This is a genomic window from Cedecea lapagei, from assembly GCF_900635955.1.
GTDB lineage: Bacteria > Pseudomonadota > Gammaproteobacteria > Enterobacterales > Enterobacteriaceae > Cedecea > Cedecea lapagei.
Genome location: NZ_LR134201.1, coordinates 4618278 through 4631193, shown reverse-complemented (window position 1 = coordinate 4631193; position 12916 = coordinate 4618278). Strand labels below are relative to the sequence as shown.

Annotated in this window: 7 protein-coding genes, 1 tRNA gene and 3 rRNA genes; 8 read left to right on the top strand and 3 right to left on the bottom strand. The window is 51.5% G+C overall.

Annotated elements, in window-relative coordinates:
* Positions 1–339 precede the first annotated feature (339 nt).
* The 4 genes from EL098_RS22480 to rrf all read left to right on the top strand — a co-directional run bounded on the left by EL098_RS22480 (position 340) and on the right by rrf (position 5380).
* Positions 340–1881 (top strand): 16S ribosomal RNA (locus tag EL098_RS22480).
* 85 nt (positions 1882–1966) lie between these two features.
* Positions 1967–2042, top strand: a tRNA-Glu gene (locus tag EL098_RS22475).
* 211 nt (positions 2043–2253) lie between these two features.
* Positions 2254–5160 (top strand): 23S ribosomal RNA (locus tag EL098_RS22470).
* Positions 5161–5264: 104 nt separating this feature from the next.
* Positions 5265–5380: ribosomal RNA gene (rrf, locus tag EL098_RS22465) — 5S ribosomal RNA — on the top strand.
* The 16S, 23S and 5S rRNA genes sit together here with 1 tRNA gene alongside, the layout of an rRNA operon.
* A 100-nt stretch (positions 5381–5480) precedes the next feature.
* On the opposite strand, the gene mobB is transcribed toward rrf, so the two are convergent.
* Positions 5481–6005, bottom strand: a complete 525-nt coding sequence (mobB, locus tag EL098_RS22460) for a molybdopterin-guanine dinucleotide biosynthesis protein MobB (RefSeq protein WP_126358213.1) — start codon at positions 6003–6005, stop codon at positions 5481–5483.
* Positions 5987–6514, bottom strand: coding sequence for a molybdenum cofactor guanylyltransferase MobA (gene mobA, locus EL098_RS22455; RefSeq protein ID WP_232012468.1), 528 nt, complete (start codon positions 6512–6514; stop codon positions 5987–5989). Before mobA ends, mobB begins: the two co-directional genes overlap by 19 nt.
* 130 nt (positions 6515–6644) lie before the next feature.
* Between mobA and EL098_RS22450 the strand changes: the two genes are divergently transcribed.
* The 3 genes from EL098_RS22450 to dsbA all read left to right on the top strand — a co-directional run bounded on the left by EL098_RS22450 (position 6645) and on the right by dsbA (position 8628).
* Positions 6645–6914 carry a YihD family protein gene (locus tag EL098_RS22450; protein ID WP_126358211.1) on the top strand — a complete coding sequence of 90 codons (270 nt, stop codon included), beginning with the start codon at positions 6645–6647 and terminating at the stop codon, positions 6912–6914.
* A gap of 76 nt (positions 6915–6990) precedes the next feature.
* Positions 6991–7977, top strand: coding sequence for a serine/threonine protein kinase (locus EL098_RS22445; RefSeq protein WP_126358210.1), 987 nt, complete (start codon positions 6991–6993; stop codon positions 7975–7977).
* Positions 7978–8004: 27 nt separating this feature from the next.
* On the top strand, positions 8005–8628 hold the full coding sequence (gene dsbA / locus EL098_RS22440; RefSeq protein WP_061276241.1) for a thiol:disulfide interchange protein DsbA: 624 nt from the start codon (positions 8005–8007) through the stop codon (positions 8626–8628).
* Between the two features lie 14 nt (positions 8629–8642).
* Here the strand turns inward: dsbA and EL098_RS22435 are convergent, their stop codons facing one another.
* On the bottom strand, positions 8643–9551 hold the full coding sequence (locus tag EL098_RS22435) for an acyltransferase (RefSeq protein WP_126358209.1): 909 nt from the start codon (positions 9549–9551) through the stop codon (positions 8643–8645).
* Positions 9552–9997: 446 nt separating this feature from the next.
* On the opposite strand from EL098_RS22435, the gene polA reads away from it, so the two are divergent.
* Positions 9998–12784: a DNA polymerase I gene (gene polA / locus EL098_RS22430; protein ID WP_126358208.1), complete on the top strand. Its 2787-nt coding sequence runs from the start codon at positions 9998–10000 to the stop codon at positions 12782–12784.
* Positions 12785–12916: the final 132 nt, after the last annotated feature.

The window sequence follows — 12916 nt, the reverse complement described above, 5'->3', positions numbered from 1 at the left end:
TTTTTCAAATTAGGGGTTGTCAGGCTCTGAGAACTCCCTATAATGCGCCTCCACTGACACGGCAAAGCGGCTTCGAAAGCGGCTTAACAACACCGGAGTCAGTCAGACGAAAGCGAAAATAAACGCTTGACTCTGAAAGAGGAAAGCGTAATATACGCCACCTCGAGTTAGCAAGCGAAAGCGCGTAACTCACTGCTCTTTAACAATTTATCAGACAATCTGTGTGGGCACTCGCAGGATTGATATCTCAGCATCTTCGGATGCAACAAAATATCAAGTCTTGAAGAGTGACTACTGATTTTATAAACAGTTTTAATTCTTTGAGCATCAGACACTTTTAAATTGAAGAGTTTGATCATGGCTCAGATTGAACGCTGGCGGCAGGCCTAACACATGCAAGTCGAGCGGTAGCACGGGAGAGCTTGCTCTCCGGGTGACGAGCGGCGGACGGGTGAGTAATGTCTGGGGATCTGCCTGATGGAGGGGGATAACTACTGGAAACGGTAGCTAATACCGCATAACGTCGCAAGACCAAAGAGGGGGACCTTCGGGCCTCTTGCCATCAGATGAACCCAGATGGGATTAGCTAGTAGGTGGGGTAACGGCTCACCTAGGCGACGATCCCTAGCTGGTCTGAGAGGATGACCAGCCACACTGGAACTGAGACACGGTCCAGACTCCTACGGGAGGCAGCAGTGGGGAATATTGCACAATGGGCGCAAGCCTGATGCAGCCATGCCGCGTGTATGAAGAAGGCCTTCGGGTTGTAAAGTACTTTCAGCGAGGAGGAAGGCATTAAGGTTAATAACCTTAGTGATTGACGTTACTCGCAGAAGAAGCACCGGCTAACTCCGTGCCAGCAGCCGCGGTAATACGGAGGGTGCAAGCGTTAATCGGAATTACTGGGCGTAAAGCGCACGCAGGCGGTTTGTTAAGTCGGATGTGAAATCCCCGGGCTCAACCTGGGAACTGCATTCGAAACTGGCAAGCTTGAGTCTTGTAGAGGGGGGTAGAATTCCAGGTGTAGCGGTGAAATGCGTAGAGATCTGGAGGAATACCGGTGGCGAAGGCGGCCCCCTGGACAAAGACTGACGCTCAGGTGCGAAAGCGTGGGGAGCAAACAGGATTAGATACCCTGGTAGTCCACGCCGTAAACGATGTCGACTTGGAGGTTGTGCCCTTGAGGCGTGGCTTCCGGAGCTAACGCGTTAAGTCGACCGCCTGGGGAGTACGGCCGCAAGGTTAAAACTCAAATGAATTGACGGGGGCCCGCACAAGCGGTGGAGCATGTGGTTTAATTCGATGCAACGCGAAGAACCTTACCTACTCTTGACATCCAGAGAACTTAGCAGAGATGCTTTGGTGCCTTCGGGAACTCTGAGACAGGTGCTGCATGGCTGTCGTCAGCTCGTGTTGTGAAATGTTGGGTTAAGTCCCGCAACGAGCGCAACCCTTATCCTTTGTTGCCAGCGGTTCGGCCGGGAACTCAAAGGAGACTGCCAGTGATAAACTGGAGGAAGGTGGGGATGACGTCAAGTCATCATGGCCCTTACGAGTAGGGCTACACACGTGCTACAATGGCGCATACAAAGAGAAGCGACCTCGCGAGAGCAAGCGGACCTCATAAAGTGCGTCGTAGTCCGGATTGGAGTCTGCAACTCGACTCCATGAAGTCGGAATCGCTAGTAATCGTAGATCAGAATGCTACGGTGAATACGTTCCCGGGCCTTGTACACACCGCCCGTCACACCATGGGAGTGGGTTGCAAAAGAAGTAGGTAGCTTAACCTTCGGGAGGGCGCTTACCACTTTGTGATTCATGACTGGGGTGAAGTCGTAACAAGGTAACCGTAGGGGAACCTGCGGTTGGATCACCTCCTTACCTAATAGATACAACCCGCGTAGTGCTCACACAGATTGTCTGATAGATGTAGAGAAGCAAGGCGTCTTGCGATTGAGACTTCAGTGTCCCCTTCGTCTAGAGGCCCAGGACACCGCCCTTTCACGGCGGTAACAGGGGTTCGAATCCCCTAGGGGACGCCACTTGCTGGTATGTAAGTGAAAGTTGCGTGCCGTTATATCTCAAAGCTGACTTGAAAGAGTCATGTTTGAGATATTTGCTCTTTAACAATCCGGAACAAGCTGAAAATTGAAACGACACACTGTTTCTGTTCTCCGTAATAAGAACAGAATAGAGGTGTGTTCGAGTCTCTCAAATTTTCATAATCTGAAGTGAAACATCTTCGGGTTGTGAGGTTAAGCGACTAAGCGTACACGGTGGATGCCCTGGCAGTCAGAGGCGATGAAGGACGTGCTAATCTGCGATAAGCGTCGGTAAGGTGATATGAACCGTTATAGCCGGCGATTTCCGAATGGGGAAACCCAGTGTGATTCGTCACACTATCGTTAAGTGAATACATAGCTTAACGAAGCGAACCGGGGGAACTGAAACATCTAAGTACCCCGAGGAAAAGAAATCAACCGAGATTCCCCCAGTAGCGGCGAGCGAACGGGGAGCAGCCCAGAACCTGAATCAGTTTGTGTGTTAGTGGAAGCGTCTGGAAAGTCGCAGGGTACAGGGTGATACTCCCGTACACTAAAATGCACATACTGTGAGTTCGAAGAGTAGGGCGGGACACGTGGTATCCTGTCTGAATATGGGGGGACCATCCTCCAAGGCTAAATACTCCTGACTGACCGATAGTGAACCAGTACCGTGAGGGAAAGGCGAAAAGAACCCCGGCGAGGGGAGTGAAAAAGAACCTGAAACCGTGTACGTACAAGCAGTGGGAGCCTCTTTATGGGGTGACTGCGTACCTTTTGTATAATGGGTCAGCGACTTATATTCTGTAGCAAGGTTAACCGTATAGGGGAGCCGCAGGGAAACCGAGTCTTAACTGGGCGTTAAGTTGCAGGGTATAGACCCGAAACCCGGTGATCTAGCCATGGGCAGGTTGAAGGTTGGGTAACACTAACTGGAGGACCGAACCGACTAATGTTGAAAAATTAGCGGATGACTTGTGGCTGGGGGTGAAAGGCCAATCAAACCGGGAGATAGCTGGTTCTCCCCGAAAGCTATTTAGGTAGCGCCTCGTGAACTCATCTTCGGGGGTAGAGCACTGTTTCGGCTAGGGGGCCATCCCGGCTTACCAACCCGATGCAAACTACGAATACCGAAGAATGTTATCACGGGAGACACACGGCGGGTGCTAACGTCCGTCGTGAAGAGGGAAACAACCCAGACCGCCAGCTAAGGTCCCAAAGTCATGGTTAAGTGGGAAACGATGTGGGAAGGCACAGACAGCCAGGATGTTGGCTTAGAAGCAGCCATCATTTAAAGAAAGCGTAATAGCTCACTGGTCGAGTCGGCCTGCGCGGAAGATGTAACGGGGCTAAACCATGCACCGAAGCTGCGGCAGCGACGCTTAGGCGTTGTTGGGTAGGGGAGCGTTCTGTAAGCCGTCGAAGGTGGACTGTGAGGTCTGCTGGAGGTATCAGAAGTGCGAATGCTGACATAAGTAACGATAAAGCGGGTGAAAAGCCCGCTCGCCGGAAGACCAAGGGTTCCTGTCCAACGTTAATCGGGGCAGGGTGAGTCGACCCCTAAGGCGAGGCCGAAAGGCGTAGTCGATGGGAAACAGGTTAATATTCCTGTACTTGGTGTTACTGCGAAGGGGGGACGGAGAAGGCTATGTTAGCCGGGCGACGGTTGTCCCGGTTTAAGCATGTAGGCGGGAAGTTTAGGTAAATCCGGACTTCTTTTAACGCTGAGGTGTGATGACGAGGCACTACGGTGCTGAAGTAACAAATGCCCTGCTTCCAGGAAAAGCCTCTAAGCATCAGGTAACATTAAATCGTACCCCAAACCGACACAGGTGGTCAGGTAGAGAATACCAAGGCGCTTGAGAGAACTCGGGTGAAGGAACTAGGCAAAATGGTGCCGTAACTTCGGGAGAAGGCACGCTGTCGCTAGGTGAAGGGATTTACTCCTGGAGCTGAAGGCAGTCGAAGATACCAGCTGGCTGCAACTGTTTATTAAAAACACAGCACTGTGCAAACACGAAAGTGGACGTATACGGTGTGACGCCTGCCCGGTGCCGGAAGGTTAATTGATGGGGTTATCCGTAAGGAGAAGCTCTTGATCGAAGCCCCGGTAAACGGCGGCCGTAACTATAACGGTCCTAAGGTAGCGAAATTCCTTGTCGGGTAAGTTCCGACCTGCACGAATGGCGTAATGATGGCCAGGCTGTCTCCACCCGAGACTCAGTGAAATTGAAATCGCTGTGAAGATGCAGTGTACCCGCGGCAAGACGGAAAGACCCCGTGAACCTTTACTATAGCTTGACACTGAACATTGAGCCTTGATGTGTAGGATAGGTGGGAGGCTTTGAAGCGTGGACGCCAGTCTGCGTGGAGCCAACCTTGAAATACCACCCTTTAATGTTTGATGTTCTAACGTAGACCCGTGATCCGGGTTGCGGACAGTGTCTGGTGGGTAGTTTGACTGGGGCGGTCTCCTCCTAAAGCGTAACGGAGGAGCACGAAGGTTAGCTAATCACGGTCGGACATCGTGAGGTTAGTGCAAAGGCATAAGCTAGCTTGACTGCGAGAGTGACGGCTCGAGCAGGTGCGAAAGCAGGTCTTAGTGATCCGGTGGTTCTGAATGGAAGGGCCATCGCTCAACGGATAAAAGGTACTCCGGGGATAACAGGCTGATACCGCCCAAGAGTTCATATCGACGGCGGTGTTTGGCACCTCGATGTCGGCTCATCACATCCTGGGGCTGAAGTAGGTCCCAAGGGTATGGCTGTTCGCCATTTAAAGTGGTACGCGAGCTGGGTTTAGAACGTCGTGAGACAGTTCGGTCCCTATCTGCCGTGGGCGCTGGAGAATTGAGGGGGGCTGCTCCTAGTACGAGAGGACCGGAGTGGACGCATCACTGGTGTTCGGGTTGTCATGCCAATGGCATTGCCCGGTAGCTAAATGCGGAAGAGATAAGCGCTGAAAGCATCTAAGCGCGAAACTTGCCCCGAGATGAGTTCTCCCTGACCCTTTAAGGGTCCTGAAGGAACGTTGAAGACGACGACGTTGATAGGCTGGGTGTGTAAGCGTAGCGATACGTTGAGCTAACCAGTACTAATGATCCGTGAGGCTTAACCTTACAACACCGAAGGTGTTTTGCAGAGACGCAAGACGATTTTCAGCTTAGTTCAGGATTAAAGTTGATGGTTATATGAAAATATGACGGTCAACGAACAGAATTTGCCTGGCGGCCGTAGCGCGGTGGTCCCACCTGACCCCATGCCGAACTCAGAAGTGAAACGCCGTAGCGCCGATGGTAGTGTGGGGTCTCCCCATGCGAGAGTAGGGAACTGCCAGGCATCAAATAAAACAGAAAACCTCAGCCTGACGGCTGGGGTTTTTTGTTTATGTGCTATCTGCAGATTAAAAAAATGCCGCAAGCGGCACCTTCTCTCCTGATTATTGCTGTTTTAGCCACTCATGGATAAAACAAGCAATCCCCTCTGCATTACTAATATCCAGAACGGGTACGGAAACGGCTAAAGGCATGTTACTGGCTATGGCAATGACGTGCCGATCGATCTCTAATTCTTCAGCTTTGTGGCCCGTTTCCTGTCTGAATATCAGGATTTTTGTCACCGCTTCGTGCTTGAAGCCTTCGACAAGAATAAGATCCAGGCTGGTGCTGTCCATCCTTGAGGCAAGGTAATGCAGATCCAGGCCGGGCTCCTCCGGCGTCTCCGTCATTAACGCCCACCGCTTCTGGCTGGCGACTATTGTCTGCGCAGCACCCGCTTTACGTAGCTCATAGCTATCCTTCCCCGGCTTATCCACATCCATATCATGATGCGTATGTTTGATAAGCCCAGGCCTGACGCCTTTCTCCAGTAAAAGGGGGATAAGCTGCTTCAGTAGCGTGGTTTTTCCTGTGCCGCTCCAGGCCGCAATAGCCAGTAAAGGCGGCGTTATCCTTTTTTCTGCCATCGTGAAAGCTCATCAAGGGTATTTATATTGGTAAAACAGGCCACCTTCCCATTGAAGGAGACAGCATGCCCGCCGGTGCTTAATAAAAACTGCATCACTCGCCTTTCTCCCGTCTGCAAATATTCTCTTAGCGGCAAACAAAGTGAGCGGTGAAGTAAGGCAATACCCGGATGATCGCGCTGGCCATCGTGGACCCAGACCGCCGGTGACTGCCCACGCATTTGCCAGAGCTTCAACGCCAGGTTGTCAGGAATATTCGGTGTATCACAAGGGCAAAATAGCAGCCATTCGTCGTCTGTTTGCTCCAGCGCGGCTAACATACCGGCCAGGGGCCCCTGATAATCGGCAATGGAATCCTGTATAACCGGCACGCCGCTTTGTTGATAGATCTCGAGGTTTCTATTGGCGCTGATAACCACACGGTTTACCTGCGGCACTAAAGCATTAAGTACGTGCTGAAAAAGTGGCTGACCGTTAAGCAGGGCTAATCCCTTATCATTACCACCCATTCTGCTTCCCCGCCCGCCGGCAAGCACAACGCCGGTAACCTCTGTTAATCGTTGCACTAATATCGCCTCTTTTAATGTGGGTTTGAGCCTGCTAACGTGTTGCCTTTCACATGTGATAAGGAACACCAACATGAAATGTAAGCGCCTCAACGAACTTCTGGAACTGCTTCAGCCGGCATGGCAGAAAGAGCCCGATCTTAACCTGATACAATTCTTGCAGAAATTGGCCAGTGAGTCAGGTTATCGCGGTGAGCTGACCGATTTGACTGACGATGTCCTGATCTACCACCTGAAAATGCGTGATTCTGCAAAAGATGACGCCATCCCGGGGCTTAAAAAAGACTACGAAGAAGATTTCAAAACGGCTCTGCTGCGCGCCCGTGGCGTGATTAAAGAGTAAAAGCTTGTAAGTCGAGACACTTAAGCGGTTTTGAAATGTTATCCTGAAGCATTCATATTTACTTCCGGTTGCCGGGATGACAGACAGCGCTTTTAATTTCCAGACCTTACATCCGGATACTATCCTCGATGCTCTTTTTGAACAGGGCATTCGGGTGGATTCGGGGCTGACGCCGTTAAACAGTTTTGAAAACCGCGTTTACCAGTTCCAGGATGAAGATCGTCAACGCTTTGTGGTGAAGTTTTACCGCCCACACCGTTGGTCAGCGGCGCAAATTGAAGAAGAGCACCAATTTGCGCTGGAGCTGCTGGCCGATGAAGTGCCGATGGCGGCACCTCTTCGTTTTGCTGGCAATACTCTGCTGCAGCATCAGGGGTTTATGTTTGCCGTATTCCCAAGTCTGGGAGGACGGCAGTATGAAACCGATAACCTTGACCAGATGGAATGGGTCGGCCGCTATCTTGGCCGCATTCATCAAACAGGTCGTCAGCAGCTGTTTGAGCACCGCCCAACCTTTGGCCTGGATGAGTATCTTTTCCAGCCGCGCGAGCTCTTCGAACACAGCCAGCTGATCCCCAATGCACTTAAAAAAGACTTTCTGACAGCGACAGACGCGCTGATCGAAGAAGTAAAGCTTACCTGGCACACCGACTTTGCGGCGTTGCGCCTGCATGGAGACTGCCATCCGGGCAATATTCTCTGGCGCGACGGACCGCTGTTCGTCGATCTGGACGATGCCCGTAACGGTCCAGCGGTGCAGGATATCTGGATGTTACTCAACGGCGACAGGGCCGAGCAACGGATGCAGCTGGAAACCATTATCGAAGCTTACGAAGAGTTTGCTTCATTTGATGCCAGTGAATTAGCCCTGATTGAACCCCTGCGCGCTATGCGCATTGTTTACTATCTCGCGTGGCTGATGCGACGCTGGGATGACCCCGCATTCCCCCGAAATTTCCCCTGGTTTAGCGAAGAGGATTTCTGGAGAAGACAGACTGCAACCTTTACAGAGCAGGTCCGGGTTCTACGTGAACCTCCATTACAATTAACGCCAATGTATTAATCAGTAAAATTCAGGAGAGAGTTGATTATGAAGAAGATTTGGCTGGCGCTGGCGGGCATGATCCTGGCATTTAGCGCTTCTGCAGCACAGTTCACCGACGGTAAACAGTACGTCACCCTGGATAAGCCGGTTGCCGGTGAGCCTCAGGTATTAGAGTTTTTCTCCTTCTACTGCCCGCACTGCTACCAGTTCGAACAGGTTCTTCATGTGTCAGATAACGTGAAGAAGAAGCTGCCGGAAGGCACCAAAATGACCAAGTACCACGTTGAGTTCCTGGGCCCGTTGGGCAAAGATCTGACTCAGGCATGGGCGGTGGCAATGGCGCTGGGCGTAGAAGATAAAATCACTTCCCCAATGTTTGAAGCCGTTCAGAAAACCCAAACCGTGCAGAACGATGCCGACATCCGTAAAGTCTTCATTGACGCTGGCGTGAAGCCGGAAGAGTACGATGCGGCGTGGAACAGCTTCGTGGTTAAATCTCTGGTTGCTCAGCAGGAGAAAGCGGCCGCCGATCTTCAGCTGCAGGGCGTACCGGCCATGTATGTTAACGGCAAATATCAGCTGAACATGCAGGGTATGGATACCAGCAGCATGGATATCTTCGTGCAGCAGTATGCTGACACGGTGAAATACCTGGTTGAGAAGAAGTAAATGAGAAAAGCCGGTCACTGACCGGCTTTTTTGTCCCCACCGTGCAGCGCTTCCAGCTGCTTATCTTTCTCGCTCCACAGCCTGTTTAGCCAGAGCTGAAAACGACGCTTAAAGTGCTTATCGTTTACATAATCCCCGTGCAGTTCCTCAGTAATCGGCACCAGCGAGATACGCACAACAATTTTTGTCATCCTGCCGGACAGCATATCGTAAAACGGCAAACGGTCATTTTCCGGATAGCACAGCGTGACGTTAAGCATCTTGTCGAACTGAGTACCCAGGACATTCATTGCCATGGCGATGCCGGCCGCTTTTGGTGGTAGCAAATAGGTGAACGGTGAACGGGTCTGAACCTTTTTTTCTGGAGTAAAGCGCGACCCCTCAACAAAATTCACAATGGTGGTGGGATGAGCACGAAACTTCATGCAGGAGCGACGGGTTGTTTCTACATCTTTACCGCGTCGTTCCGGATGGCGCAGCAGGTAAGCGCGTGAATAGCGCTTCATAAATGGCATATCCAGCGCCCAGCAGGCTAGCCCCATAAAGGGAACCCAGGCAAGCTGTTGCTTAAGAAAGTATTTATTCATAGGGATATGTTTGCGAAGTAACACGCAAAGGATCACGATGTCTGCCCAGCTCTGATGGTTGCAGATTAACAAATACCAGTGCTTTTTATTTAGCCCTTCCAGACCTTCGATATCCCACTTTAACCAGGGATTGAGGCGCAACAGCAGCGCAAGACCTTCACACCAGCAGTACATCATGAAATCGGCAAATACGGAGATCGAGCGCCAGATGACCGGAACGGGCAGCAATAGCTTAACGATCCCGGCCATAATGATAGGAACAGAACAGGCGATCGTGACCAGAATAGTCAGTGCCACACTTAGCAACAGGGTGATCGCGGCGAGTAATCTCGGCATAGGTAATTTTTTGCAGGTTAGGGTGAATGGAACGCTGGTCTTAACGGCAATAAGTCGCGGATTTTAACAGAAAACCCAAAATGACGATTCGACAAATGTACGGGGTTTTTATAAATAGCATTTATGGGGAGAACAAGAATCCGCCGTTGATCATTTGTCTGAGTATATATCCACATCAAGCGATCGTGAGGTAATTCACAACGCCATGGCGGTGGTTTATTTAACTTGCTGAAATTTAGATGTATTTAAAGAGATAGTGATAAAAATAATTTCATGAAATGAGTTGGTTAAAAATATATACACAAAGTTATCCACAGATTTGATCTTGCGCAGGATCTCCCGATCCAGGAATTCTTTTCAGCATATTGCGCCCAATAGTTCATGTTTTTGGCCAGGCTATGGCATCCTTGAGCAATAAATTAATCACAGGCATGGAACGGAACATTATGGTCCAGATCGCAGACAACCCGCTTATCCTCGTTGATGGCTCCTCCTATCTTTATCGGGCGTATCACGCCTTCCCACCGCTGACCAATAGCCGTGGTGAGCCAACGGGGGCGATGTATGGCGTGCTGAATATGCTGCGTAGCCTGATTCTGCAGTACCAGCCTACGCACGCGGCCGTGGTGTTTGATGCCAAAGGCAAAACGTTCCGTGATGAGCTTTTCGAGCACTATAAATCGCACCGTCCGCCCATGCCGGACGATTTAAGAGCGCAGATCGAGCCGCTGCATGCGATGGTGAAAGCGATGGGCTTGCCGCTGCTGGCGGTGTCAGGCGTTGAGGCGGATGATGTTATCGGTACGCTGGCGCTGGAGGCTGAAAAGGCCGGTCGTCCTGTGCTTATCAGTACCGGTGACAAAGATATGGCGCAGCTGGTGACCCCTGGCGTTACGCTGATTAACACCATGACCAACACCATTCTCGGGCCGGAAGAGGTGCAGACCAAGTACGGCGTACCGCCGGAACTGATTATCGACTTCCTGGCGCTGATGGGCGACTCCTCCGATAACATCCCAGGCGTACCGGGCGTCGGCGAGAAAACCGCACAGGCGCTGCTGCAGGGGCTGGGTGGGCTGGATACGCTTTACGCCAATCCGGAAAAAATTGCGGATCTCTCCTTCCGCGGAGCGAAAACCATGGCAGCCAAGCTGGAGCAAAGCAAAGAGCTGGCTTACCTGTCCTACAAACTGGCCACCATTAAGACTGATGTTGAGCTGGAACTGGGCTGCGAGAAACTTGAGGTTCAGCAGCCGGCGGCAGATGAACTGTTGGCTCTCTTTAAGCAGTATGAATTCAAGCGCTGGATTACTGACGTAGAAGCCGGCAAGTGGATGCAGGCTAAAGGTGCGAAACCCGCAGCGCAGCCGCAAAAAATCGCCGAGGTTGAAGCGGAGCCCGAAGCGCCAGCCAGCCAGCTCTCTTATGACAACTATGTCACCATACTTGATGAAAAGGTGCTCGTTGAATGGATAGAACGGCTGAAAAAAGCGCCGCTCTTTGCGTTTGATACCGAGACCGACAGCCTGGACAATATTAGCGCCAACCTGGTAGGGCTCTCTTTTGCCACGGAACCTGGCGTCGCCTGTTATATCCCGGTTGCTCATGATTATCTCGATGCGCCAGAGCAGATTCCCCGCGAGCGCGCGCTTGAGCTGCTTAAGCCGCTGCTGGAAGACGAAAAAGCGCTGAAGGTTGGGCAGAACCTGAAATATGACCGCGGCATCATGCAAAACTATGGCATTGAGTTGCGAGGTATTGCTTTTGACACCATGCTGGAGTCCTACACGCTGGACAGCGTCGCGGGCCGACATGATATGGACAGCCTTGCTGACCGCTGGCTCAGGCACCAAACCATCTCGTTTGAAGAGATTGCCGGCAAAGGTAAAAAACAGCTGACCTTTAACCAGATCGATCTGGAAACGGCGGGGCGTTATGCGGCAGAAGATGCTGACGTCACTTTGCAACTGCACCTGAAGATGTGGCCTAAGCTTCAAACGGAAGAGGGTCCGCTGAATATCTTTAAAAACGTCGAAATGCCGCTGGTGCCGGTCATTTCACGCATTGAACGTAACGGCGTTAAAATCGACCCGGCCATTTTGCACACCCATTCCGGCGAGCTGACCAGGCGTCTTGCCGAGCTTGAGCTTAAGGCTCATGAAATTGCCGGTGAGGAGTTTAATCTCTCTTCCACGAAGCAGTTGCAATCCATCCTGTTTGAAAAACAGGGGATTAAGCCGCTGAAGAAAACGCCGGGCGGTGCACCATCGACCTCTGAAGAGGTGCTGGAGGAGCTGGCGCTGGATTATCCGCTGCCTAAAGTTATCCTGGAGTATCGTGGCCTTGCGAAGCTGAAATCCACCTATACCGACAAGCTGCCGCTGATGATTAGCCCAATAACCGGGCGCGTGCATACCTCATATCATCAGGCAGTCACGGCCACCGGTCGCCTCTCTTCTACCGATCCTAACCTGCAGAACATTCCGGTACGCAACGATGAAGGACGCCGTATTCGTCAGGCCTTCATTGCCCCTGAGGATTACGTGATTCTTTCTGCGGACTACTCGCAAATTGAACTGCGCATCATGGCGCATCTGTCCCGCGATAAAGGTTTGTTAAGTGCCTTTGCGGAAGGAAAAGACATTCACCGCGCCACGGCAGCTGAAGTGTTTGGTCTGCCGCTTGAAAGCGTCACCGGCGAGCAACGCCGAAGCGCGAAGGCGATTAACTTTGGTTTGATCTACGGGATGAGCGCATTCGGGCTCTCCCGCCAGCTCAACATTCCGCGTAAAGAGTCCCAGAAGTATATGGATCTCTACTTCGAGCGTTACCCTGGCGTGCTGGAGTACATGGAGCGTACACGTGCTCAGGCGAAAGAGCAGGGTTATGTTGAAACGCTGGATGGCCGCCGCCTCTATCTGCCAGACATCAATTCCAGCAACGGCGCCCGCCGTGCTGGTGCAGAACGTGCCGCAATCAACGCCCCGATGCAGGGAACCGCCGCAGATATCATTAAGCGCGCGATGATTGCCGTTGATGCCTGGCTGGAGGCAGATAAGCCACGGGTGAAAATGATCATGCAGGTTCACGATGAACTGGTGTTTGAAGTGCACAAGGACGACGTGGAAGCGGTGTCTCAAAAGGTGCATGAGCTTATGGAAAACAGCATGAAGCTCGATGTACCGCTGCTGGTGGAAGTGGGCAGCGGTAAAAACTGGGATGAGGCGCATTAATGCTCAATGCTCAGGGGTTACGTTTTTGTAACTAAGCAACATAAGTCATAGCTTTTTGTGATGATGCTTCAAGAATGTGATGCAAAAAGTGAAAAAAAACTACAAAAAATGCTTTTTTGAGCGATTAAAAAG

Excerpts from the sequence above, each read along its gene's own strand:
- mobB (WP_126358213.1), bottom strand. The coding sequence starts at position 6,005 with ATGGCAGAAAAAAGGATAACGCCGCCTTTACTGGCTATTGCGGCCTGG.
- mobA (WP_232012468.1), bottom strand. The coding sequence starts at position 6,514 with ATGGGTGGTAATGATAAGGGATTAGCCCTGCTTAACGGTCAGCCACTT.
- EL098_RS22450 (WP_126358211.1), top strand. The coding sequence starts at position 6,645 with ATGAAATGTAAGCGCCTCAACGAACTTCTGGAACTGCTTCAGCCGGCA.
- EL098_RS22445 (WP_126358210.1), top strand. The coding sequence starts at position 6,991 with ATGACAGACAGCGCTTTTAATTTCCAGACCTTACATCCGGATACTATC.
- dsbA (WP_061276241.1), top strand. The coding sequence starts at position 8,005 with ATGAAGAAGATTTGGCTGGCGCTGGCGGGCATGATCCTGGCATTTAGC.
- EL098_RS22435 (WP_126358209.1), bottom strand. The coding sequence starts at position 9,551 with ATGCCGAGATTACTCGCCGCGATCACCCTGTTGCTAAGTGTGGCACTG.
- polA (WP_126358208.1), top strand. The coding sequence starts at position 9,998 with ATGGTCCAGATCGCAGACAACCCGCTTATCCTCGTTGATGGCTCCTCC.